The sequence below is a fragment of the Nitratiruptor sp. YY09-18 genome (assembly GCF_016593235.1).
Taxonomy (GTDB): domain Bacteria; phylum Campylobacterota; class Campylobacteria; order Campylobacterales; family Nitratiruptoraceae; genus Nitratiruptor.
Map to the genome: position 1 here is coordinate 132,270 of NZ_AP023065.1, position 23,265 is coordinate 155,534.

22 protein-coding genes and 1 pseudogene are annotated in these 23,265 nt (G+C 39.6%); 13 read left to right on the plus strand and 10 right to left on the minus strand.

What is annotated here, in order from left to right; genetic code table 11:
- Together JG734_RS00820 and JG734_RS00825 are read right to left on the minus strand one after the other, a co-directional pair.
- Positions 1 to 921: a respiratory chain complex I subunit 1 family protein gene (locus JG734_RS00820; RefSeq protein ID WP_201333159.1), complete on the minus strand. Its 921-nt coding sequence runs from the start codon at positions 919 to 921 to the stop codon at positions 1 to 3.
- Positions 918 to 2,798 carry a proton-conducting transporter membrane subunit gene (locus JG734_RS00825; RefSeq protein ID WP_201333160.1) on the minus strand — a complete coding sequence of 627 codons (1,881 nt, stop codon included), beginning with the start codon at positions 2,796 to 2,798 and terminating at the stop codon, positions 918 to 920. Before JG734_RS00825 ends, JG734_RS00820 begins: the two co-directional genes overlap by 4 nt.
- A 218-nt stretch (positions 2,799 to 3,016) precedes the next feature.
- Here JG734_RS00825 and JG734_RS00830 point away from each other — a divergent pair, with 218 nt between their 5' ends.
- Entirely contained in the window at positions 3,017 to 3,433 is a 417-nt protein-coding gene (locus JG734_RS00830) for a rhodanese-like domain-containing protein (protein ID WP_201333161.1), read from the plus strand.
- Between the two features lie 25 nt (positions 3,434 to 3,458).
- Complete coding sequence (locus JG734_RS00835) at positions 3,459 to 3,815, plus strand: hypothetical protein (protein WP_201333162.1); 357 nt, start codon at positions 3,459 to 3,461, stop codon at positions 3,813 to 3,815.
- A gap of 10 nt (positions 3,816 to 3,825) precedes the next feature.
- On the opposite strand, the gene JG734_RS00840 is transcribed toward JG734_RS00835, so the two are convergent.
- Genes JG734_RS00840 through JG734_RS00850 form a run of 3 tightly spaced genes read right to left on the minus strand, consistent with a single transcriptional unit; the run spans position 3,826 to position 6,784 of the window.
- On the minus strand, positions 3,826 to 4,503 hold the full coding sequence (locus JG734_RS00840) for an anaerobic ribonucleoside-triphosphate reductase activating protein (RefSeq protein ID WP_201333163.1): 678 nt from the start codon (positions 4,501 to 4,503) through the stop codon (positions 3,826 to 3,828).
- A complete protein-coding gene (nrdD, locus tag JG734_RS00845; RefSeq protein WP_201333164.1) occupies positions 4,488 to 4,655 on the minus strand; it encodes an anaerobic ribonucleoside-triphosphate reductase in 168 nt (55 codons plus the stop codon). Before nrdD ends, JG734_RS00840 begins: the two co-directional genes overlap by 16 nt.
- Positions 4,652 to 6,784 carry a ribonucleoside triphosphate reductase gene (locus JG734_RS00850; protein ID WP_201333165.1) on the minus strand — a complete coding sequence of 711 codons (2,133 nt, stop codon included), beginning with the start codon at positions 6,782 to 6,784 and terminating at the stop codon, positions 4,652 to 4,654. Before JG734_RS00850 ends, nrdD begins: the two co-directional genes overlap by 4 nt.
- A gap of 235 nt (positions 6,785 to 7,019) precedes the next feature.
- Between JG734_RS00850 and JG734_RS00855 the strand changes: the two genes are divergently transcribed.
- Positions 7,020 to 8,117: a glycosyltransferase family 4 protein gene (locus tag JG734_RS00855; RefSeq protein ID WP_370583618.1), complete on the plus strand. Its 1,098-nt coding sequence runs from the start codon at positions 7,020 to 7,022 to the stop codon at positions 8,115 to 8,117.
- Positions 8,118 to 8,122: 5 nt separating this feature from the next.
- Here JG734_RS00855 and JG734_RS00860 read toward each other — a convergent pair whose 3' ends face one another.
- Positions 8,123 to 9,544, minus strand: a complete 1,422-nt coding sequence (locus tag JG734_RS00860) for a sugar transferase (RefSeq protein ID WP_201333167.1) — start codon at positions 9,542 to 9,544, stop codon at positions 8,123 to 8,125.
- 120 nt (positions 9,545 to 9,664) lie between these two features.
- On the opposite strand from JG734_RS00860, the gene JG734_RS00865 reads away from it, so the two are divergent.
- The 6 genes from JG734_RS00865 (at position 9,665) to JG734_RS00890 (ending at position 15,688) form a co-directional block, all read left to right on the plus strand.
- On the plus strand, positions 9,665 to 10,354 hold the full coding sequence (locus JG734_RS00865; protein WP_201333168.1) for a LysR family transcriptional regulator: 690 nt from the start codon (positions 9,665 to 9,667) through the stop codon (positions 10,352 to 10,354).
- Positions 10,351 to 11,058 (plus strand): molybdate ABC transporter substrate-binding protein, encoded by a 708-nt coding sequence (modA, locus tag JG734_RS00870; RefSeq protein ID WP_201333169.1) that lies wholly within the window; start codon positions 10,351 to 10,353, stop codon positions 11,056 to 11,058. Before JG734_RS00865 ends, modA begins: the two co-directional genes overlap by 4 nt.
- A complete protein-coding gene (gene modB, locus JG734_RS00875; RefSeq protein WP_201333170.1) occupies positions 11,051 to 11,710 on the plus strand; it encodes a molybdate ABC transporter permease subunit in 660 nt (219 codons plus the stop codon). Before modA ends, modB begins: the two co-directional genes overlap by 8 nt.
- Positions 11,710 to 12,510: an ABC transporter ATP-binding protein gene (locus tag JG734_RS00880; protein ID WP_201333171.1), complete on the plus strand. Its 801-nt coding sequence runs from the start codon at positions 11,710 to 11,712 to the stop codon at positions 12,508 to 12,510. Before modB ends, JG734_RS00880 begins: the two co-directional genes overlap by 1 nt.
- The gene (locus JG734_RS00885; RefSeq protein WP_201333172.1) at positions 12,492 to 13,079 is read left to right on the plus strand and encodes a M48 family metallopeptidase; all 588 of its coding nucleotides are present in this window, start codon (positions 12,492 to 12,494) and stop codon (positions 13,077 to 13,079) included. Before JG734_RS00880 ends, JG734_RS00885 begins: the two co-directional genes overlap by 19 nt.
- Positions 13,080 to 13,147: 68 nt before the next feature.
- Complete coding sequence (locus tag JG734_RS00890; RefSeq protein WP_201333173.1) at positions 13,148 to 15,688, plus strand: EAL domain-containing protein; 2,541 nt, start codon at positions 13,148 to 13,150, stop codon at positions 15,686 to 15,688.
- On the opposite strand, the gene JG734_RS00895 is transcribed toward JG734_RS00890, so the two are convergent.
- Positions 15,666 to 16,118 (minus strand): DUF302 domain-containing protein, encoded by a 453-nt coding sequence (locus tag JG734_RS00895; protein ID WP_201333174.1) that lies wholly within the window; start codon positions 16,116 to 16,118, stop codon positions 15,666 to 15,668. The genes JG734_RS00890 and JG734_RS00895 overlap by 23 nt on opposite strands.
- A 92-nt stretch (positions 16,119 to 16,210) precedes the next feature.
- Here JG734_RS00895 and JG734_RS00900 point away from each other — a divergent pair, with 92 nt between their 5' ends.
- From JG734_RS00900 to JG734_RS00910, 3 genes are all read left to right on the plus strand, one after another.
- Positions 16,211 to 17,833 (plus strand): CTP synthase, encoded by a 1,623-nt coding sequence (locus JG734_RS00900; RefSeq protein WP_201333175.1) that lies wholly within the window; start codon positions 16,211 to 16,213, stop codon positions 17,831 to 17,833.
- Positions 17,830 to 19,395 (plus strand): single-stranded-DNA-specific exonuclease RecJ, encoded by a 1,566-nt coding sequence (recJ, locus tag JG734_RS00905; RefSeq protein ID WP_201333176.1) that lies wholly within the window; start codon positions 17,830 to 17,832, stop codon positions 19,393 to 19,395. Before JG734_RS00900 ends, recJ begins: the two co-directional genes overlap by 4 nt.
- Positions 19,396 to 19,477: 82 nt before the next feature.
- Positions 19,478 to 20,977: an NAD(P)/FAD-dependent oxidoreductase gene (locus JG734_RS00910; protein WP_201333177.1), complete on the plus strand. Its 1,500-nt coding sequence runs from the start codon at positions 19,478 to 19,480 to the stop codon at positions 20,975 to 20,977.
- A gap of 154 nt (positions 20,978 to 21,131) precedes the next feature.
- On the opposite strand, the gene JG734_RS00915 is transcribed toward JG734_RS00910, so the two are convergent.
- Positions 21,132 to 21,953, minus strand: coding sequence for an arginyltransferase (locus JG734_RS00915; RefSeq protein ID WP_201333178.1), 822 nt, complete (start codon positions 21,951 to 21,953; stop codon positions 21,132 to 21,134).
- Positions 21,954 to 22,190 (minus strand): annotated as a pseudogene (locus tag JG734_RS00920) (NifU family protein); the annotation flags it as partial.
- Positions 22,191 to 22,369: 179 nt separating this feature from the next.
- On the opposite strand from JG734_RS00920, the gene JG734_RS00925 reads away from it, so the two are divergent.
- On the plus strand, positions 22,370 to 22,621 hold the full coding sequence (locus tag JG734_RS00925) for a (2Fe-2S)-binding protein (protein WP_201333180.1): 252 nt from the start codon (positions 22,370 to 22,372) through the stop codon (positions 22,619 to 22,621).
- Here JG734_RS00925 and folE read toward each other — a convergent pair.
- Positions 22,618 to 23,196, minus strand: a complete 579-nt coding sequence (gene folE / locus JG734_RS00930) for a GTP cyclohydrolase I FolE (protein ID WP_201333181.1) — start codon at positions 23,194 to 23,196, stop codon at positions 22,618 to 22,620. The genes JG734_RS00925 and folE overlap by 4 nt on opposite strands.
- Positions 23,197 to 23,265: the final 69 nt, after the last annotated feature.

The window sequence follows — 23,265 nt, forward strand, 5'->3', positions numbered from 1 at the left end:
CTAGGCTCCTAAAATATAAAAACTTATCAATGATAAAAATGCAAAAACAATTGCGATACCAAGGAGATTTGGCACTTTGAACAGGCGCAGTTTTGCTGTATTGACCTCTATAAGTCCTACAACAAGACAAATGAGTGCAATCTTGGCAAAGTAGAGCAAAAAGGCTAAAGGCAAAGGTGCATCCATGCCAAAAGGGAGAAAAAAACTTGCAAAAAGGGATGCAAAAATCATGAATTTTATGGCACTTGCACTCTCTAAAAGTGCAAGATAAAATCCACTAATATCGAGGATCATCGCTTCATGCACCATAGTGAGTTCTAGATGAGTCTCTGGATTGTCCACAGGGATACGTCCATTTTCGGCAAGCAAGAGGATAAAAAAGGCGATTCCTGCAAAGGTGAAACTCGCGAGGTGTTGTGATGGAAAATGGGTCTGCAAAGTCATAGCGGCCTTAGATACACCAAGATTACCCGCCATGAGAGAAAGAGCAAAAATTACCAATATCATAGCCGGTTCTACCAAAGCAGATATAAAAGCTTCACGGCTACTTCCTATCCCACCAAAACTGCTGGCACTATCAAGACCTATAAGCATGAGGAAAAAGGTAGAGAGCGCTATGAGTCCCGTGATAGTAAAAGCATCTACAAATCCGACATAATAGCTCTTGATGCTTGGAGGTGGCAAGAAAAAGAGTACAACTACAAGAGGTGTGAGTACCATATAAGGAGCTATATGGGTAATTTGACTTGCCTCTTTACTTACTACCACCTCTTTGCGTAGCAGTTTTGTGAAGTTGCGATAACCTTGCAGGAGAGAAAGAGGCTTTTTGTATAAAAGCCACATTTTTATAGCTTTGATAAGTGTAAGAAAAAGCGGTGCTGTCAGTAGCATCAAAAGTATCCAAATAGCATAACTTATCATTTTCTCTCTCCAAGCACCAAGATCTTGAATGTAGCAATAACTATAACGGCTTCAAGAACAAAAGTAGCCCAGCTAAATTGATGTGCTACTACCCGATATCCAAAAAGTACCGTAAGTATGAGATTGAAAATAATGGCTGCATAGCGAATTTGTTCAAAATGTCCTAGGCGATAGACATAGTAGCTGATAATATTGACAAGTTTTTTGCTTCCATCATACAAGCTGGCTTCAAAGAGAGGTTTTATATGCACATCATATAAAGCTGTAGTAAATTTCGTACTGTGTCCAGCTATTGTAGTTTTATGCAGGTACTCTTGCGGACGATAGAGCCATGCGAAAAACCTGCGTATTGGTCCCGCAAAACCTGTAGCCGAATATTGTGTGCGAGAATTGGTATTGTATCCACACGCCCATGTATGGAATGTGCGATAGCGCACTCCAATAAAACGCGCACTCCAAGTAAGCAGAGCTGCTATGACAGTGAGTGCGCCAAGCAATATCACCGGTGAAACGACACCTCCATTATGCGTTACAGAGTGGATATTCCAAAAGTTTGGTGTGATGATGTGTGTAATATCTGGTAGTGCAAAAGGAGTGAGAGCACTATTAAAAAAGCGTAAAAATAGTGGTGCAAAGAGCATAAGCGAAGCAGTTACTCCTGCCATGGCAATCATACCGATACGCATGAGTCTGTTAACTTCGTGAGCATGCTTTGCATTTGTACTGCGATGCAACCCCAAAAAGGTGATCCCAAAAGCCTTGACAAAGCATGCGATAGCTAGACCACCTGTAAGAGCTAGAGCAAAGATACTAAAAGGAATAGAGATTTTGAGAGCAATATTTGTAATATTGCTTGATGAAAGTAGTGACTGAAATATCATCCACTCACTCAAAAAGCCATTTGTCGGTGGCAAAGCAGAGATAGAGACTGCAGCAAAGAGAAAGCTAAGAGCAGTGAGTGGCATGCTCTTTATTAAACCGCCATACTTCTCGATATTTTTTGTATGCGTTTGGTGAAGCACCGATCCAGCCGCCATAAAGAGCAGGGATTTGAAGCTCATATGGTTAAAGGTGTGAAAAAGTGCTGCAATGAAAGCAAATGTGGCTAGAAGCGGTAAATTGAGTGAAGCAAAGATCATACCCATGCCAATACCAATGAGAATAATACCTATATTTTCGATGGAGTGGTTGGCAAGCAAAGCTTTGATATCGTGTTCGGCAAGGGCATAGAGTACACCTACTAGACTTGAGAGTGCACCGAGGATGAGGATAAGGATGCCCCACTCAAGCTGCCAAGAACCGAGTACCACAAAAAGCATGCGCAAAAAACCGTAGAGGGCGATTTTGAGCATGACCCCACTCATCATTGCACTCACTGCACTTGGAGCTGCTGGATGGGCGTAAGGAAGCCATACATGCATAGGTACTACGCCTGCTTTGCTCAAAAAGCCTAAGATAAGCAAGAAAAAGAGAAGTGTGGGATAGGGAAAAGCAGCCGCTATTGCATGCATTTTTGTAAAAGGCATCTGTAGATTGCCATTGGAAGTGATGAGGAAAAAGAGCAATATAAAAACAAAACCAAAGTGCGTCATGAAAAAGTAAAATCTTGCAGCTTTGATGGTAGAAGCCTCTTTGGAATCAGTCAAGATGAGTTGCCAGCTTGCTAGACTCATAAGTTCCCAGAAAAAGAGAAAAACCAGTGGATTGCCAGCGATCACGACTCCTGCCATGGAAGCTATGAAAGTAAAATAGTGCAGAAGATAATGCACTTTGCGCACTATGTGATCCATATAGCCAAAAGAGTAGAAGAGATTTGGCACTACACCTAGTGCAAGAAAAAAGAGGAAGAGCAAAGAGAGTGTATCGAAACTAAACATAGAAGAAGCTCCCAAATGAGATATTATTAACAAATGTTATTAAAATAAGAGGAAATATTCTAAGTTATAAGAAATATTAATCGTTTTCGCAATTATATTTAATCTATCTTAAAAAGCAATAAATTTGGTGTTTTTGTAAAAAAGTTGAGAGCAACTAAAGTTGCAAATTATTTACCTATTTTGCACTATAATTAAATAAACCAAAAAAGGAGGCTCGCATGGCAAAACTCACAGAGTTTGAACAAAATGTAGCACAAAGAATTAAAGAACAAATCGACCTTAACAAAGAGAAACCGGAGCTTGGAAATGTGGATCTTGAAAAAGCTATCGAACTGCTCAAAGAGGCCGGAGCGATACTTCTTGATGTAAGACCACCAGCAAAAGTGAGTGGTGAAAATGCAGAAGAGGCAGATATTCCAGATAGTTACTATACACCATATCCAGAATTTACAAACTATCTCGATATTTTGCCAGATGATAAAACTACTCCAATTATTACAGCATGTCTCAAAGGTCTCTTCGCAAGCCGTGTAAAAGCCTATCTTGAAGTTCTTGGTTATGAAAATGTCTATGTCTTTACAGGCAATATCGAAGATTGGATCGCAGCACACAAGGCACACTCTGGTAAACTCTAAGATTTTCATAGGGCTTCTTGCCCTATTGTTTTTTATTGGATGTGGTCAAAAGATATATGAAAAAAAATACAGTGCCCCTTCCAAACATATAACATGTCTCAAACTCCAAACTAGCAATCCTTTGACAAAATATTACATAGAAAAACTTTATAATTTTTCTCAAAACTGTCCCTTTATCTTGCGTACCACTTCACACTTTGTTTCAAGCTGTTCTTCAGCAAAAGCCAAAGCATTGGGAAGTGATTTTGATGGGTTTTTACGTCTTGAGCTCTTTGAAAACGGTAGACTTCTTTATCGTAATCAGGCTGATTTCAAGGGATGCTTACGCCAAGATTTGGTAAAGAGGCTTTTTATGAGAATGCGAAAAGTTCAAAAATTTTAGTGTTTATATATCAATTACGAAAATGGAGTGGAAGTTGCTTTGAGATTTTTTTGTAATTGAGGGGTTGGTGTTCTGGTAGTTGCATCAAGTTTTTGGATGAGTCACGAAAATTTTGCAAAAAGTATGTCTTTTGGTAATCTAAGTTTTGGAGTGTTCGTATCATACTGTTGATATCTGTTTCATTGAGCAAAATACTGTGTACTGTAGTGCGAACTTCATAGTCTATTTGAAACTTTTGTACGATTTTTAATGTTTTACAAAAATTCTCATATCCATCGATTCCGGTTATTTGCTGATACTTTTCTTTTGGGGCTTTAAAATCGATAGCTACAAAATCCAAAAGTTTTTGTTCCAGCAGCTTTTGTACTATATTCGGTCGGCTTGCGTTTGTATCGAGCTTGTTTTTGTAGCCTAGCTCTTTGGTAAGACGGAGCATTGTTGTAAGGTAGGGATGTAGTGTCGGTTCGCCTCCACTAAAAACCACTCCTTCTAATACTCTTCTTCTTTTTTTCAAGAAGAGAAGAACCTCTTCAAAAGAGAGTCTATTTTTGCCAAGAACAATATCGGCATTGTGACAATAGGGACAGCGCATATTGCATCCAGCAAGCCATATAATGGCTGCTGGTGTATCGGGGTAATCAAGTAAGGTAAAAGAGGTAAAGTCATAAACTTTTATGCTACTTGGCATCGCTCTTCACGAAACTGTCTGCGCTCTTTGTGCTCCCCTTTTTTACCTATATTGAAGCTCTCAACGGGACGATGGTATCCCATAACTCTGGTATAGACCATGCATTTAGTGCGTTTATGGGCAATTTTTTGTAATATTTCTTCGCGTTTCATGCTTCCTCCTTGTGATAGGTTTGTATGTACTCTTGAATAAGCTCTTCGTCGCATTTTGGACAAAACTCGTGCTCTCCTTCCAAATAGCCGTGTTTTGGACAGACACTAAAGAGTGGTGTTACAGTAATATAGGGGAGTTTATAATTTTCAATAACAGCGCGTACCAGTTTTCTGGCAGCTTCTGCACTACTGAGTTTCTCGCTCATATAGAGATGCAAAACAGTACCGCCGGTATATTTGCATTGGAGTTCATCTTGTAAATCGAGTGCTTCAAAGGGGTCATCTGTATAGCCGACTGGAATTTGTGAAGAGTTGGTATAGTAGATATGTTCACCAAAGCCAGCTTGGATAATATCTGGAAAACGTTTTTTGTCTTCTTTGGCAAACCTGTATGTTGTCCCTTCAGCAGGTGTTGCTTCAAGATTGTAGAGATTACCGGTCTCTTCTTGATAGGAGCGCAGTTTTTCGCGCATGAATTCTAAAATCTCCAAAGCAAAATCGATGCCTCTTTGGTCGGTGATATCATACGCATCATTGGTAAAATTACGAATCATTTCATTCATTCCATTGACACCGATTGTAGAAAAGTGGTTATTGAAATTTGGTAAATAGCGTTTGGTATAGGGGTAGAGGCCTCTTTGAAACATTTCATCAACAAATTTGCGCTTTTTTTCCAGTGTAGATTTTGCTATATCCATGAGGCGCTCAAGCTCTTTGAAAAGTCCCTCTCTATCCCCTTTGAAGCGATAACCAAGACGAGCCATATTGATAGTAACCACACCGATACTTCCTGTCATTTCAGCACTACCAAATAGCCCATTGCCTCTTTTTAAAAGCTCTCTCAAATCAAGTTGCAGTCTACAACACATACTCCTTACCGCATTTGGTTTGTAACTATCGGGGTTTTCTTTTTTCTCGCCCGTTTCGGGGTCGATAATATATTGACTGCCGATGAAGTTTTGAAAATAGCTGCTACCAATCTTGGCTGTATTCTCAAACAAAATATCTGTATTTTCTCCATACCAGTCAAAATCTTCGGTAATATTGACTGTGGGTATAGGAAAGGTAAATGGCTGACCCGATTTATCCCCTTCTGTCATAACCTCGTAAAAGGCTCTATTGATGATATTCATCTCTTTTTGGAAATGTTTATAAGTCAATGAAGTGAGCTTCTCAACACCACGCTCTTTGGCTTTTTGAAGAAGTTTGGGGTCGTCCTGGACATCTTCAAAGAGATGGCGATCATTCTTGGTGGGAATTTGGTCTTGCAAATCTTTCGGGACGGTCCAGTCAATCGTAATATTGGTAAAAGGGCTTTGTCCCCATCTCGCTGGCACATTGAGATTGTATACAAAACTTCTAATCGCCTCTTTCACCTCTTCATAGCTCAAATCATCTTTGAATACATAAGGAGCCAGATAGGTATCAAACGAGCTAAAAGCCTGGGCTCCTGCCCACTCGCTTTGTAATATACCTAAAAAATTGGCCATTTGACCAAGGGCGGTGCGGAAGTGGTTGGGTGGTTTACTTTCCACTCTCCCCCGCACACCGTTAAAGCCTTCATTGAGCAAAACCCGCAAACTCCATCCTGCACAATATCCTGTTAGACAATCAAGATCATGAATATGGATATCACCATTGCGGTGTGCAGCACCCTCTTCTTTGCTATATACTTTATCAAGCCAAAAATTAGCAATAATTTTACCAGCAAGATTATTCACCAAGCCAGCATGCGAGTATCCGGTGTTGGCATTGGCATTGATACGCCAATCGCTCTTGTTGATATACTCCTCTACACTTTGTGTAGAGTTTACAAAAGTGGTATCATCATTTAATCCCAAAATATGCTCACGTTGCATTTTATGTAAAAATCGATAGGTTATAAACGATTTCATTACTTCAAAATATCCAGCCCGATAGAGTTCATACTCGATGATGTCTTGTATCTCTTCCACACCTTTGACAAAAGCGAAACTAATACGCATTAATACCGATTCAAAAACGCGTTTGTCATAAGGGACCAGAACACTATCAAAAGCGGCTTTGATTGCATCTTCAATTTTATAAGCCATAAATGGTTGCGTTGAACCATCTCGCTTGATGATAATTTTTGGAAGAGAGATTTCCATCGAGATGCTCCTTGAGGGTAGAAGTCCAAAAAATATTTTACCTATTTAAAGACAAAAAAAATTGATATGTATCAAATAGGAATCGTTATCTGATAGTTTTTGTGCCTCTAGCTTTATGAAAATGGCAGATTCCTCTATCGCAATCAGACTGATTTCAAGGAATATTTGTGCCAAATTTTATAGAGAAACTTTTTGTTACAATGCGAAGAATATAGTTTTTAAAGGTAGTGTGAAATTGAAAGTTGCTATAGTGCATGATTGGTTGGTTACAAATGCTGGTGCAGAGAAGGTTTTGCAAGCTCTTTTAGAGATATATCCACAAGCAGATGTTTTTTCTCTTGTGGATTTTTTAAACTATTTTGAGAGAGAGCAGGTTTTACAAGGGAAACATGCTCACACCTCTTTTATTCAAAAACTCCCTTTTGCACAAAAGTACTTTAGAAATTATCTTCCCTTTTTTCCAAAAGCCATTGAGAGTTTTGATCTGAACGGATATGATGTAATTATCAGTTCATCTTGGGCTTTTGCAAAAGGTATCAAAAGAGATAACAAGCAGTTACATATCTCATACTGCCATACTCCTATTCGCTATGCATGGGATCTGTATGAGGAGTATACAGCAGAGTTGCACGGACTCAAAAAGCTTCTCGTAGCACAAACTCTCAAAAATATTCGCACATGGGATGTAGCAACATTGGATAGAGTTGATTATTTTGTAGCAAATTCAAGATATGTGCAAGAGAGAATCCATAGAATTTACAAAAAGGATGCAGTTGTAATCTATCCTCCAGTAGATATAGAGAAGTTTACATGTGTTGAAAACAAAGAGGATTTTTACCTTACAGCATCTAGACTCGTGCCCTACAAAAAAATTGATCTCATTGTAGAAGCATTTGCGAAAATAGATAGAAAACTTGTTGTAGTAGGTGATGGTCCCCAGATGCAAAAAATCAAAGAGAAAGCTGGAAAAAATGTGGAGGTTTTGGGATATCAACCTGATGAGATTCTTCTCTCTCTCATGCAAAAAGCCAAGGCTTTTGTTTTTGCAGCAGTTGAGGATTTTGGAATTACTCCTGTTGAGGCCCAGGCCTGCGGGACACCGGTAATATGCTTGGGGGAGGGTGGTACCAAAGAGACAGTTATAGATATGCAAACGGGTGTGCATTTTCATACCCAAAGCAGTGAAGCTATTATTGAAGCTATTGAGAAGTTTGAGAAAAATATCGATATCTTTAAGCTGCATAAAATAAGAGAGAATGCATTAAAATTTTCCAAGAAAAGATTTCAAAAAGAGATTGAAGAGTTTATCATAGAAAAATTAGAGAAGATATAAAATTACTAATAAGCACCTTCTCTTTTGAAAATAACTTTAATTGTTTTAAAAAGTATCACAATATCGAGCCAAAGACTCCAGTTGCGTACATACCAGATATCTAAATCTATCCGCTCTTCAAATGGTATCTCACTTCTCCCGCTTACCTGCCAAAGTCCGGTAATACCAGGATATACAGCTGTAATATACTCCCTTTCATACTCTTGCATCTCTTGAACTTCACCTACCATATAGGGTCTTGGTCCTACAAGACTCATCTCTCCTTTGAGGACATTAAAAATTTGAGGAAGTTCATCAAGCGAGGTTTTCCTCAAAAATTTTCCAATAATCGTCACTCTTGGATCATTTTTGAGTTTTCTACGTTTAATCCATTCATCTTGAAGAGTTGGGTTTTTTTCAAGTATTTCATGCAGCCTCTCTTCCGCATCCTCATACATTGTCCGAAATTTGTAGCATGAAAAAACCTCTCCATCTTTACCAACCCTTTGTTGTACAAAAATGACAGGACCTTTGGAGGTAGTTTTGATAAGAAAAGCAATAATTGCCATGAAAGGAGCTAGAAGCGGAAAAATAGCAAGAGAGAAAGAATAGTCAAAAGCTCTTTTCATGAAAAAATTGGTTCGACTTGCAAGATTGTTTTTGATCTCCAACGCCAAGAGGTCCTCTTTGAAAAAGTACCTTGTCTCCAATCCTACAATGGGGATTTCTTTGATATCGGGTATGAAGAAGACATTTTCTACTTTATATAAAACTCTATTGACAATGTCAGAGATCTCTTCAGACTTTTTATTAGGTAGGGCTATGGCAACTACATCAATTTTAGTAGCTTGAATGATCTTCTCAAACTGTTTTAATGGTGCAAGGATTTGTATACCTTCGATTTCTTCTATTTGCGATTTGTCATCAACAAAGCCTACTATATCATACCCTAGGTTATCTTCTTGCAGTACAGCTTTGTAAAAATCTTTAGCACTTTTATTTGATCCAAGTATTAAAACACTCTCTTTGCCAAGATGTAATTTGTAGAGAATTTTTTTAAATAGTGGTCTTAAAATTGGTAAAATAAAACTACTTACCAAAAGCCATGATGCAATTATGAGACGTGAGTATTCATGCGATTTTTTCAAAAAGAAGAGCAAAAAGATGATGAATATTGCACTTATTAAAAGTGATTTCCAGATATATTTTACCTCATCCCAAAATGTAAATCTTTTTGTGTAGAGCCCTTCATATAAAAATATAAGTAAGGGAAAAATGAGTACCCAAGAGTAACTTTTCATATCAATATAGCTGTTTTCTATGTTTGGCAAAAAGGATGGAAAGAGATGAACTCTTGCAAAAATAGTTATATAAAGAAGTAATGCGAGAATAAAAAGATCGAATATAAACAGAGAGAGCGAAAAAGCAAACTTACTCTTTTTTATCATAAAAAATTGCTCCATGAATTATTTTTCATCTCAATTATATCGAAAGCCCCTTATTCTTTTTCAACCATATCTTAGCAAATTTTGTGTAGCATTGTATAAATAAAAACATAACGGTGGGCGATGCGGATTAGGACAAAACTCTCTATCGAACAAGATGGTGTGAAGCTTGGGGCTGGAAGAGTGAGACTTCTAAGGCTCATAGACGAGCACGGTTCCATCTCTGCAGCTGCAAGGGCTCTTGGTATGAGTTACAAAAAAGCGTGGGATAGTATTGAGCAGATGAATAGCTTTGCAGTGAAGCCTTTGGTGGTGCGCCAAAGTGGAGGAAGTGGTGGTGGTGGTACAAAGCTGACAGATTTTGCAAAGGAGCTTTTGCAGCTTTATGAAGAAACAGAGCAAAGACTGCAAAAGTTTATAAGTGGGACTAGTGAAACTTCATCCCTTAACCTCTCATCTCGCAACAAAATAAAAGTACATATCAAAAAAATAAAAGTTAAAGTTGAGGAAGTGGTAGTTCACGGTATGCTTGGCGAGCAAAAACTCAAAGCCATTATCACTCATCAAGCTTTGCAAGAGCTAAATCTCAAAGAAAAAGATGAAGTGTTGTTTATCTTCAAAGCTGGTGCAGTGAGTCCAAAAGGAGGTAACACTCTAGAGGGAAGGCTTGTAGAAAAGATGGGTGAGCAAGAGATCAAAGTAGAGGTCGAAGGAGAAGTGCTCCATATTCGAGGTAAATTTAAGCTCAAAGGGTTTATGATTCATTTTAGTATCGATCCAAGACAAATAATTATTGCAAAGGAAACAAAATGAGAGTAGCTTTTATTGTTTTACTCTTTACGCTTTTTTTGCAAGCGCAGACTTTGCGTATTGCTGCTGCGGCAAATTTGAGTTTTGTGATGCAAGATATCGTGAAGAGTTTTGAACAGAGTTATCCAGATATAGATGTACAGGTCATTACAGGTAGTAGCGGCAAGCTGACAGCGCAGATTAAGCGAGGAGCCCCTTTTGATATTTTTTGCTCAGCAGATATGCGCTATCCAGATGAGCTCTACAAAAGTGGCTTGACATATACGAGGCCTCTGGTTTATGCCAAAGGTGCTCTTGTGCTTGTGGGCAAAAATATTCATACGCTCAAAGACCTACAAAAGTGCCAAAAAATTGCAATTGCAAATCCAAAAACTGCACCCTATGGTCTTGCTGCAAAGGAGGCTTTGGAGCATATGGGAGTTTATGAGAAATTAAAGAGAAGATTTATCTATGGTGAGTCGATTGCCCAAACTACAGCATATACTATCAAAGTTGCAGATTGTGGTTTTATAGCAAAATCAGCTTTGCAAGCTAAACCTTTACAGCAATTACATGCTATTGATATTGATCCCAAGCTCTATACTCCTATCGAGCAAGGCATCGTTATATTGCGTAACAATAGCGCTGCGAGGGCGTTTTTTGCCTACATTTTTTCAAAAGATGCAGCAAAAATTTTCCAAAAATATGGGTACATAATAGATGATTGATTGGACGCCATTTATCCTCTCGTTCAAGCTAGCATCTACAACTGTAGTGATTTTACTCACTATAGGAATACCATTGGCATGGTATCTTGTGCGTTCACAAAATTTTATCAAGCCAATCCTTGAGACTGTTGTCTCGATGCCGCTTGTATTGCCGCCTACAGTGCTAGGATTCTACATTATCTGGATGTTTGCACCAGACTCTCTTGTGGGAAAGCTATTAAACTCTGTTGGTATCGAGCCACTCTTTAGCTTTACGGGATTGGTGTTTGGAAGTGTGCTCTATAGCCTCCCCTTTATGGTGCAGCCTTTGCAAAGTGGTTTTAGTACCATACCAAAGAGCGTGATAGAGGCGAGTTTTGTAGCTGGGAAATCGAGCTGGCAAACACTTTGGAAAGTTGTGCTTCCAAGCTCTAAGCAAGCGCTTTTGACTGCAATTGTCCTCACTTTTGCACATACGATAGGAGAGTTTGGTGTGGTGCTCATGGTAGGTGGTTCGATTCCTGGAAAGACAAAAGTAGCAAGTATTGCGATATATGAGTATGTGGAGATGCTCGACTACCACGCAGCCCATATATATAGCGTGATTATGGTAGCAATCAGTTTCGCAGTGCTCCTTGTGGTCTACAGTTACAATAAAAAGAGGATATTTTAATGTTGCGAGCTGGGGTGTACAAAGAGCTTGCAAGCTTCTCCCTTGAAGCCTCGTTGCACTTAGAAAGAGGAGAGTTTTTGGCCCTGCAGGGCAAAAGTGGAAGTGGAAAAACGACACTTTTGCGCATTATTGCTGGACTAGAGTCTGCAAAAGGGGCTATTGAGGTAGATGGAGAGCTCTGGCTTGATGGATCCAAGACCCTTCCACCTCAAAAACGATCCATTGGTTTTGTTTTTCAAGATTATGCACTCTTTCCTAATATGTGTGTAATCGAGAATCTATTGTATGTACACAATGACAAAGCTTTGGCATACCATCTCTTGGATCTATGTGATATGAAAGATTTGGCTATGCGCTATCCCCATGAGCTCAGTGGTGGGCAAAAGCAGCGTGTAGCACTTGCAAGAGCCTATATGCGCAAACCAAAAATTATGCTCCTTGATGAGCCTTTGGCAGCACTGGACCCTGTGATGCGCTCATTTTTGCAGACAAAAATCAAAGAGCTTCATGAGGAGTTTGAAGCGACGACGATCATGGTAAGCCATGATATTGGCGAGATATATCGCCTTGCAGATCGTATTGCCATCATGGAGGCAGGGAAGATCAAAGCGTTTAAAGAAAAGCGCGACTTTGTAGGACCTGGCAAACATCTAGCAGAAGTGGTGGGAGTAGGAGAAAAATTTATAGAAGTAGCGTTTATAGGAGGAATCTATCGCCTCCCAAAAATGAAAGAGTATCAAATAGGAGAGCTTGTGGAAGTAAATATAGAAGGATTGAGAGTTTGCACTACATCCTCATAAGAGAGCTTCGCAAAAGCATCCGTGGATTTGTCAAAAATGGCGAAGTAGTTATAAAGGCTCCCTATTTTGTGCCTCAAAGGGTCATAGATAATTTTTTTGCCAAGCATAGAGACTACTTTGCTGCAAAGCTCTATCCAACTTATATCTACTATCTTGGCAAAGCTTATAAGATTGCAAGCATAGAGGAGGGGTATAGGCTAGTGGATGAGCACTTTTTAAGTGATAGATATTTAGAAGATAATCTTGCACTGTTTTATAAAACGCAGGCCAAAGAGTATTTGCCAGGGCGCGTTGAAATGCTAGCATCAAAGTTTGGAGATAGGTATGCGAAGGTGCATATTACAGCAGCTAAAACAAGGTGGGGGAGTTGTTCGAGCAAAGGAAATATAAATCTTTCTTATCGTCTGATGATGCTTCCACCTGGGACGATTGATTATGTGATCATTCACGAACTATGCCATTTGCACCATTTCAACCACTCAAAAGCCTTCTGGAAGCTGGTGCAGCAGCGTTGCAAAGATTACAAGCAGCATGAAAATGAACTCAAAAAATTTGCAAAATTTTTATAAATTAATCTTAAATTAAGTATTTTTACATCATACTTGAGTAAATAATAAACATATTTAATGGAATTTTTATGCAAAACTTTTTGACACCACAACTTCGCGATAAACTCATTCTTACAACTCCTAAAGGTGCTCTGGGTAATGTTGCAGCATTTCTCCTTGTACTTGCTCTTGTATGGCCGAAGATTGATTCAAATTTAATTATTTGGAGTATCTTTTTTATTCTTGTGGTCACTGCGCGACTTTATCTCTATTTTTTATATAAAAACAGAAGAGTTGTACTTCAGCAAATTATTCGTTTCTATATTACGTTAGCAATTTTGACTGCTGTGGTATGGGCTGGTGTTTTATGGCTTGTATTTAACGATGCTGATACTATTCACAGACTTTTTTTGGGATTTATTTTTAGTGGATTGGCTGCAGGTGGAGTGGTTCTCTTTTCTGTGATAGTGCAACTTAGTATTGCATATGCTTCTATACTTCTTCTCTCCTATGCATTTTGGTCTTTTATGCATGGTGTCAAAATAGATTGGCTCATTGGGCTTGGTGCAATATTTTTGTGGCTCTATCTTGTAAAAATTTCAAAAGATCTGCATCAGATGTTTGCTGATGTCATAAGTCTTACGCATCAAAAGGAGAAATACGCCCTAGATCTTCAAAAATCTCTCAAACGTTTGAAGATGCTCTTTGATAATATTCCTGTGGGAATATTTTTTTATGATAAAGAGCTACGGATTTTGGATGCTAACGAAGAGGTCTTTACGATTTTAGGTCTTAATTATGAGAAATTTTTAGGATATGAGCTTACAAAACTCACAGATGAGCGCTTGATCAATGCATTGAAGGAGAGCATAGCGCAGGGAAGAGGTATTAAACTCGAAGGTGAATTTATCATAGAAAATCCTTACAAACGTATCTGTATGCGCCTTCATGTGACACCTGTTTATAATGAACGCGGTGAGATAGTGGGAGGTCTTGGTATTATACAAGATATTACTCATGAGTATGAGGCCAAAAAGAAACTCGAGCACTATGCACAGTTTTATCTTACAAATCCAAATCCTGTCCTGCAGCTTGATTGCAAGACCCATAAAATAGTAGTAGAAAATGATGCAGCCAAAGAGCTGCGCATATTAATGAGTGATTGGGAAGCTTTTCAAGATCAACTCTGTGAAACTTCTAAGCAAAAAGTAGAGAAGCAGATAGGTAAAAAGTATTACAGTTTTTTTGTCGTTGATGTCAATCGCCATCTGCGCAATGTGTATGCAGAGGATATCACTGCACAAAAATTAGCAGCCAAAGAGGCTGAATTTTATGCTTATTATGATGAGCTTACAAAACTCCCACGCAAAAAGATTTTTGTAGAGTTTGTTAAAAAGGCGATGAAGCACGCAAAGCGATACAAGCGTCTTAATGCTCTGCTTTTTTTGGATCTTGATGATTTTAAAAAAATCAACGATACATTTGGTCACAGCGTGGGTGACATGTTTTTGATCACAGTGGCTGGACGATTGCAAAAGATTTTGCGAGGAGAGGATGTGATTACGCGCTTTGGGGGAGATGAGTTTGCGATTTTGCTTACAAACTTACCAGGTAATACTACTCTAGCCAAAGAGAAAGTGGAACATGTCATAGAGAAGATTTTTGAAGAGTTCAATATACCTCTTTTTATCGATGGAGTGAAAATTTATCCTTCTATAAGTATAGGTGTAGCCCTTTTTGATTATGGTGATGTGGATGAGTTTATGAAAAATGCGGATATTGCTATGTATGCAGCCAAAAAATCAGGCAAAAATAGAGCTCTCTTTTTTGATGAGTATATGCACATAAACCTCTTGCAAAAAAACAGGATATTTAACGACTTAGAGCAAGTACAGCTCTCTAAAGATTTTTTGTTGTATCTGCAGCCAATTTATAATCTGCAAAAGAGGGATTTCGATAGTGCTGAAGCATTGATACGTTGGAATTTTAAACAAAAAAGCATCATGTCACCGGCTCTTTTTATCGATCTTTTAAAGGAGAGTAAGCAGCTTTATAGAGTCACATTGTGGATATTGCAAGAGGCTACGAAGCTAGCCAGCGAGTTTGACAATTTTGAGTATATTAGTGTCAACATAGGCCTTCAAGATCTCCTCCATCCAGATTTTCAAAAAGATATTGGATATTTGATTGAGCAGCAGAATATAGCTCCAGAGCGCTTAGTATTGGAGATTACTGAGAGTGAGGCTGTGGAGGATTTTGCAGCTATGCAGCAGCAAATTGAATACTTGAAATCTTTAGGATTTCGCATAGCAATAGATGATTTTGGTGCCGGATATCCATCGCTCTATTATCTCAAGCATTTTTCGGTAGATATGATAAAGATTGATAAAAGTTTTATAGACAATCTTGAAGAGAGTCAGAAAGATTTTGTACTCATCAGAGCTGTTTTGGAGCTAGCAAGGGTTCTTGATCTTGGGAGTGTTGTCGAAGGGGTTGAGAGAGAATCACAGATTAAAATTTTAGAAAATTTGGATGCTAAGAGAGTCCAGGGCTACTATTTTGCCGAACCTATGCCAAAAGATAAGCTAGTGCAGTTTTTACAAAAGACTACTTCCTCGCATAGTCACTAATCTGATCTAAAACCTTGTCCATTTGCAAAAGTAACCTTTTTTGCAGATGGTAGTAGCGTAGCAGTTCTATTGGTTTATGGTAGGAAATATATGTTTTGCCTTTGAGACGAAAGACGAGTATACGCATAGGCAGATCGAGTCCTGCACGCACATCAAGTTTCATGAGTTTTGCACCAACTTTTGGGTTACCAAAGATGATGAGGTATGCCGGATCTATCCTCACTTTTACACTTTTGGCCATTTTTGTATGATCTATGGCAGCAATGATCTTAAAGCCCTTTTTTTTGATGATGTATTTGAGTTTTTTGATGGTTGTATAGTAGCTATTTTTGCTCCTCTTTTGGACAATATGTGGTGATTGCAAGAGTGGATTGAGGCTTTTTGCGCTAAGTAAGAAGGAGATGAGCAGCAACAGAATAATCTTTTTCATGATAATCCTTTGTGAGCATTGTAGCTAATAAAGTTTAATAGGCTATCTTAAGCAAGAGTGAGATAAAATAAAACTTAAAAACGGGGTGAGTGATGACGAAATATATCTTCGTAACTGGTGGGGTGCTAAGCTCTCTTGGCAAGGGAATATCTAGTGCAAGTATTGGTGCACTGCTCAAAAACAGCGGTCTTGATGTCTCTATACTCAAAATAGATCCCTATATCAATGTAGACCCAGGCACCATGAGTCCGCTTGAGCACGGAGAGGTATTTGTGACTGCGGATGGTGCCGAAACTGATCTTGATCTTGGCCACTATGAACGCTTTTTGGATGTGAAGCTCTCCCGCCTCAATAACTTCACTACCGGACAGGTCTATCTCTCTGTGATTCAAAGAGAGCGCAAAGGTGACTATCTTGGTAAAACGATCCAGGTTGTTCCGCATATAGTTGAAGAGATCAAAAACCGCATCAAAAAGGCCGGAAAAGGCAAAGATGTTCTCATAGTGGAACTTGGAGGGACAGTAGGAGATATTGAAGGGCTACCGTTTTTGGAAGCTATCCGAGAGCTTACCCATGAACTTGGAGAGCACAAAGCCTACAATATCCATGTCACACTTGTGCCATATATCGCTGCAGCCGGAGAGCTCAAAACCAAACCTACACAACACAGTGTCCAAGAACTTCGCCGTATAGGGATAAGCCCCGATATGATCATCGCTCGCTGCGAAAGACCTCTACCAAAAGATGTAAAAAGCAAAATTGCAAGAAGCTGTGGGATCCCTGAAGAGAGTGTGATAGAGGCAAAAGATGCCGAGACTATCTATAAAGTACCACTCAATTTCTTGCGGCAAAACATCCTCAAACCAATCTCTAAACAGCTGCGCCTCGGTGAGCTTGAGCCCAAAATGGATGAGTGGGATATGATCGTCAAAAAGATTATAGCTCCAAAAGATGAGGTAACGATCGCATTTGTTGGGAAGTATCTGGGACTCAAAGAGTCCTATAAGTCTCTCACAGAAGCTCTTGTGCACTCTGGGGCGGCTCTTGATACCCGTGTCAATATCAAATGGGTTGATAGTGAACTTGTTGAGGCTGAGGGTATTGAAGAGTTCATGAAAGATGTCAATGGTGTGCTTGTCGCAGGTGGTTTTGGAGAGCGGGGTGTGCTTGGGAAAATTGAAGCGATACGCTATGCAAGAGAAAACAAAATCCCTTATCTTGGTATTTGTTTGGGGATGCAGCTAAGCATCATTGAGTATGCACGCAATGTCTTGGGTATTACAGATGCAAACTCTATGGAGTTTGACCCTGATACAAAGCATCCAGTAATCTACCTTATAGATGAGTTTATCGATACGTCTGGTCAAAAGCAGATACGTACTCATACCTCTCCTATGGGTGGTACTATGCGTCTTGGTGAGTATCCGTGCAAGATTAAAGAGGGTACAAAACTTTGGGAGGCGTATAATCATCAAGATGTGATTTATGAGCGTCACCGCCACCGTTACGAGGCAAATCCGGCATATAGGAAAATGCTTGAAGAAAATGGAATGATTGTAAGCGGGGAGAGTGAAGAGGGTCTTATTGAGGCTGTAGAGATACAAGAGCACCCTTGGTTCATCGGTGTACAGTTTCATCCAGAATTTACATCACATTTGCAAAAACCAAATCCACTCATTACAGCATTTATAAAAAGTTCGCTTGATTATAAATGAAAAGACTGACAAAAAATGATGTCTATATTATTCTTCAAAAAAGATTTGAAGAGGGATTTATCAAACTGAGGCAGATCCCCTCTCCCGATACTCTCAAAGACCTTCCTCGTGCAGCCAAGCGCATCAAGAGTGCAATTGAGAACAAAGAGCGCATCACAATTGTGGGTGATTATGATGTGGATGGTGTTGTCTCGACTGCACTGATGCTGGAGTTTTTTGAACTACTAGATTATCCTGTCAAACATATTATCCCTAATCGTTTCAAGCACGGATATGGACTAAGCAAGAGTGTGATCGATGAGGTGCGAGAGAGTGATCTCATTATCACAGTCGATAATGGTATCAGTGCGATTGAGGCAGCAAACTACTGTAAAGAGTTAGGAATTGATCTCATTATTACTGATCACCACACCCCAGGAACTGAGCTACCAGATGCTTATGCCATCATCAATCCCAAGCAAGAGTCGTGCGATTTTGCCTATACAGAGATTTGTGGAGCGCAGGTTGCATGGTTTTTGATAGGTGGGCTTAAACAGGCTATGAGGCTTGAAGTGGATATGAAGCGGTTTTTGGATCTTTTGGCTATAGCAATAGTAGCCGATGTTATGCCATTGCGCCATATCAATAGAGCTTTGGTACAGGCTGGTTTGCAGATGTTTGAGGTGAGTGAGCGGCCTGCAGTGAAGTTCTTGCGCAGCGTAATGAAGAAGCATCAGTTTAGCAGTGAAGATCTAGCATTTAGTATCGCTCCAGTGATAAATAGTGCTGGACGCATGGAGGATGCATCCATTGCTCTCGATTTTTTACGCGCAAAAGATTTCTTTAGTGCTAGTGTCTACCATGCAAGACTCATTGCGCTCAATTCCATGCGCAAAGCTGAAGAGAGAAGAGTGTTCAAAGAGTCGCAGCAGTTTGTGGATAATGAGCCTGTAATTGTAAGTACTGGTGAGGATTGGAATGAGGGAGTAGTGGGAATAGTGGCTGCAAGGCTTTGTGAGCGATATAAAAAGCCAGCAATTGTATTGACAAAATCAGGCGAATACTATAAAGGTAGCGGTCGGAGTCTGGCGCAAGTGGATCTTTATAAATTACTAGAGGGATCGAGTGAGTATCTTGAGCGTTTTGGTGGACATAAGAAGGCTGCAGGGCTTGCCTTGAAACCATCAAACCTTCATGCATTCAAAAAGAGTATCAATGCTCTTACTGCCAAGCTTCCCACAGAGGCTTTTGTAGAAGAGTCAGATGTATTGGGTGAGCTGCCCTTTGATCAGATTGACTGGGAGCTTATCGATATTCTCGAATCATTTGCACCCTATGGCGAGAGCAATCCTATGCCAAAGTTTGTGACAAAAGATGTGGAGGTTTTAGAGCACAGAAGTGTGGGAGAGGATGGCAAGCATCTCTTGATGACTCTACGCAGTGAAAATCGCACCTTCAAAGCTATTAAATTCAAGAATGAGTATGAGATCCAAAGCTCATATATCGATATCGTTTTCTACCCAGCTCGCAACATATTTAATAATAATCAATATATCCAACTCTTTGTCTCCACAATAGTTTAGATAAATAATTATTAACAATATTATAATTACTTCTTAAGCTAAAAAGTTCTATTATTAACATTAAATTATGTGAGGAGTGCTTATGGATAAAAAAGATATCAAAAATTTCAAAAACGTCCAAGAGGTCATCGAAGAGACTCTCAAAAGTGAAGGTCTCAGTCGTCGTGATGCCCTCAAAATCATGGGGCTCTCAACTGCTGGTGTAATGGTAGGAAGCGGCAGTGCGAGAGCCGAAGAGCCAAAGAACACTTCTAAAGCAAAAGCGCACATTGTTATCGTAGGTGGTGGTGCTGGTGGTATCATGGCAGCAGCAAGACTTCGCCGCGCTGCAAGCAATGCAAAGATAACTCTCATTGCACCAAACGAGATTCATCTCTATCAGCCAGGGCAAGTGTTCATGGCTGCTGGTCTCTATACAGCTGATGAGATCAAAAGACCAAATAAAGATTTTGTTCCTGATGGTGTTAATTGGGTCAAAGATAAAGTAGTAGAGTTTGATCCAGATAACAACCAGGTAGTTACTGCTAAAAATGGCAAAATCAAATATGATTTTTTGGTGGTAGGTGTAGGTATCTCGTATCAGTATGAGCAGATTGAAGGGCTCACTACAGATATGCTCGGTAAAAACGGTATAGCAAGTGTTTACTACAATAATCCTGAAACTGGAAGTGTCAAGGGTGGTGAGATTACATGGGAGTGGTTTAAGCAGATGCGTGCTGCTGCTGAGAAAGCTTCGCCCAACAATCCTCTCAATGTAATCTGTACACAGCCTGCAACTCCTATCAAGTGTGGTGGTGCTCCACAAAAAATTCTCTACCTCAGTGATGACTTCTTGCGCGGCAATGGCCCAATGGGTGGTGCGGATGTGCACAAAAATGCGAAGTTCTACTTCACAAAAGGAAAAGGGAGCAAACTTTTTGGTATCAAATCATACAATGATACCCTTGAAAAGCACGTGCAGCCAATGTATGGCAATATTGAAAACAAATGGAATCACAATCTCATCAAGATTGATCCAGTAAAAAAGGTAGCAACTTTTCATCATACATACCAAGTAAAAGGTGAGTGGGATCCAGATCTTGAGGATTATGACTATATAACAAAAGAAGAAAATGTAGAGATGCCATATGATTTTATTCATATTGTGCCTCCAATGACTGCAGCAAATGAGTTTAAAAACTCTCCTCTTGCATGGCAAAAAGGGAGCGGTAAAGGATGGTTGGCAGCTGATCGTTATACACTCCAGCACATTAAATATAAAAACGTCTTTGGTATCGGTGATGTTCTGGGTATTCCTCTTGGAAAGACAGGTGGGAGTGCAAGGCACCATGGTCCAATCATACAAGAAAACCTTGTAGCAGTTATGGAAGGCAAAGAGCCAAAGGCAAAATTTGATGGTTACACTGTATGTCCGCTCAAAACACAGTATGGCAAAATAATGCTTGCAGAATTCAACTATGATGGCCCAGCTCCTACATTTAGCTTCCTTGATCCTGCTGAGCCGCGATGGATCTGGTGGGCATTTGACCTCTATATGCTTAAGCCGATGTATTGGAATTTGATGCTTCGCGGTTTGATGTAGGAAGTATATGAAGCAAAGAGTTGTAAGAGAAGTAGGGATTTACCTTTTCTTGCTTCTCTTTTTGTGTTTTTGGATGCACTCCAAAGAGCTATTCTCACACCCTATAGAGCATTTTAAAGCTCTGCCTCACAGCCCTTTTGGGGTGCTGCATCCGCTACTCTTTACTTTTGTTGTCTACATTTTGATTGCAGTTGTGCGGGTTTTGATCGCATTTGCTAGAAAAATACAGCGTCGATAGATCGATCTCTTGCCGCTGCGGCTCTTCTTCAAGAGGCGGAAAACCCTCTAATATCTGATAGGGCTTGAAGTTTGTTTTGTATGCAAAAGATTTGCATCCATCTACCCAGTATCCAAGATATATCCACTCTAATCCTAAGTTTTTGGCAAGTTGAATCTGTACCAGCAGAGAATAGACGCCAAGAGAAAGCTTTTCATATTCTGGGTCATAAAAAAAATAGATAGAACTAATTCCATCATCCAAAATATCGATAAGATCCACTGCGATGAGTTTGTCATCTGCAAAGTAGAGCACCTCTTTGCCAAAGTTGTGCGCTCCTACTACAAACTCTTCATAGTAGGTCTGCACATCCATCTCATTGTAGTTCCATCCACTTTTGGTTTCTTTGAATTTATGAAACTTGTTATAGAGCTCTACATGCTCATAGGTAAGAGTTGGTTTTTGGATATAGATCTGGGTATTGCGGTTTTTCTTGATTGCTCGCTTTTGAGAGCGAGTCGGCTTGAAATTTTGTACATCTATGCGGATGTTTTTGCACTCACTACACCCTTTGCATATAGGATGAAAGTAGGAGTGTCCAAAGCGGCGCCACCCTCTTTTGATAAGTTCACTTGCTAGCGTTCTCGTAGCATTGGGGATGTAGCGATAGTACATCCTCGTCTTTTTCTTTGGCAAATATGCACACTCATAATCGAGTGTGCAAAAATCGATTGAATGAATAGCGTCGAATTTGTTCATCTAAATCGGTAGAACACGGATATTTTCGTAGCCTAATTTTTGTCTAAGAGTATGTTCGATTCCAAAGAGTGTGCCGGTCGTAGCACTCGCACATCCCACACACGCTCCCATGTAGCGTATATAGACATCGATGAAGTCACCATTCTCTTTCATATCAATTATCTCCATGTTCCCACCATCCATGACAAGGAACTGGCGTATACTTTCATCGATAACTTTTTCTATCGCTTTCCACTTTTCTTCAAAAGGTAGATCTTTAAAGTTTTGTTCTGTTTGTGTGTTTTCACTCATAGCTTCTCCTAAATGAGATATATTTTCTCTTATTTTAATTTGATTATAGCATATTGTTGCAAAAGTAGCATAAATGATGTTACAAGTTATGTATAATAAGCTAACTTAAAAGAAGGAGGGGAAAGATGAAGTTTGATCAACTCGGTTCTATTGATGATGTATATGTAGTCTGCGAGTGTATGGAGGTGACATTCAAAGAGATTATGGATGCTATTAAAGCTGGAAACTGTGATCTTGACTCGCTTATGGAAGCCACAGATGCTGGAACAGCTTGTGGAAAATGCAAAAGTCGTGAGGATGACCCGGCAGATGAAAGAGCGATCCATCTTGATGAAATCCTTGCCATGGCCAAAGCAGAAGGGATCTGTAAAGATTAAAAACGTCTCGTTTGCAGTGCATTGATGAGGCTAAAGAACTCTTCGCGGGTCTTGATGTTTTCTTTGAAGACTCCGCGAAGAGCAGAGCTTACAGTTGTTGAACAAATCTTCTCTACACCGCGCATCTCCATACACATGTGACGCGCTTGGACTACAACGCCTACACCTTTTGGCTTGACTGTCTCCATAATCGCATCAGCAATCTGCTCAGTCATCTGCTCTTGAATCTGGAGTCTCCTAGCATAGACATTTACCATGCGAGGGATTTTTGAAAGACCCACAACTTTACCATCAGGAATATAGGCTACATGAGCACGTCCAATTATAGGAAGCAGATGGTGCTCACAGAGTGAATAGAACTCAATATCACGTACCACAACCATCTCATCATTTGTTGAGCTAAAGAGTGCTTCGCCAAGCACCTCTTTGGGATCTTGATTGTAGCCTTGGGTTAAATGCATAAATGCTTTGTAGACACGCTGAGGAGTTTTTATGAGCCCTTCGCGGCTTGGATCTTCACCTATAATTTTGAGGATTTTTCTTATGGCCTCTTCAAACTCTTGCTCTCTTTGCATGAATGCTCCAAAAGTTTTTTTTAGATTTTATCACAATATTTTGATAAAATAAGACCTAAATTTTAAATA

Coding starts and splice junctions, on each gene's coding strand:
- JG734_RS00880 (WP_201333171.1), top strand. CDS start 11,710: ATGTTGCGAGCTGGGGTGTACAAAGAGCTTGCAAGCTTCTCCCTTGAA.
- JG734_RS00860 (WP_201333167.1), bottom strand. CDS start 9,544: ATGATAAAAAAGAGTAAGTTTGCTTTTTCGCTCTCTCTGTTTATATTC.
- JG734_RS00915 (WP_201333178.1), bottom strand. CDS start 21,953: ATGAACAAATTCGACGCTATTCATTCAATCGATTTTTGCACACTCGAT.
- JG734_RS00925 (WP_201333180.1), top strand. CDS start 22,370: ATGAAGTTTGATCAACTCGGTTCTATTGATGATGTATATGTAGTCTGC.
- JG734_RS00890 (WP_201333173.1), top strand. CDS start 13,148: ATGCAAAACTTTTTGACACCACAACTTCGCGATAAACTCATTCTTACA.
- JG734_RS00830 (WP_201333161.1), top strand. CDS start 3,017: ATGGCAAAACTCACAGAGTTTGAACAAAATGTAGCACAAAGAATTAAA.
- JG734_RS00840 (WP_201333163.1), bottom strand. CDS start 4,503: ATGCCAAGTAGCATAAAAGTTTATGACTTTACCTCTTTTACCTTACTT.
- JG734_RS00865 (WP_201333168.1), top strand. CDS start 9,665: ATGCGGATTAGGACAAAACTCTCTATCGAACAAGATGGTGTGAAGCTT.
- JG734_RS00910 (WP_201333177.1), top strand. CDS start 19,478: ATGGATAAAAAAGATATCAAAAATTTCAAAAACGTCCAAGAGGTCATC.
- folE (WP_201333181.1), bottom strand. CDS start 23,196: ATGCAAAGAGAGCAAGAGTTTGAAGAGGCCATAAGAAAAATCCTCAAA.
- JG734_RS00850 (WP_201333165.1), bottom strand. CDS start 6,784: ATGGAAATCTCTCTTCCAAAAATTATCATCAAGCGAGATGGTTCAACG.
- recJ (WP_201333176.1), top strand. CDS start 17,830: ATGAAAAGACTGACAAAAAATGATGTCTATATTATTCTTCAAAAAAGA.
- JG734_RS00825 (WP_201333160.1), bottom strand. CDS start 2,798: ATGTTTAGTTTCGATACACTCTCTTTGCTCTTCCTCTTTTTTCTTGCA.
- JG734_RS00900 (WP_201333175.1), top strand. CDS start 16,211: ATGACGAAATATATCTTCGTAACTGGTGGGGTGCTAAGCTCTCTTGGC.
- nrdD (WP_201333164.1), bottom strand. CDS start 4,655: ATGAAACGCGAAGAAATATTACAAAAAATTGCCCATAAACGCACTAAA.
- JG734_RS00820 (WP_201333159.1), bottom strand. CDS start 921: ATGATAAGTTATGCTATTTGGATACTTTTGATGCTACTGACAGCACCG.
- JG734_RS00895 (WP_201333174.1), bottom strand. CDS start 16,118: ATGAAAAAGATTATTCTGTTGCTGCTCATCTCCTTCTTACTTAGCGCA.
- modA (WP_201333169.1), top strand. CDS start 10,351: ATGAGAGTAGCTTTTATTGTTTTACTCTTTACGCTTTTTTTGCAAGCG.
- modB (WP_201333170.1), top strand. CDS start 11,051: ATGATTGATTGGACGCCATTTATCCTCTCGTTCAAGCTAGCATCTACA.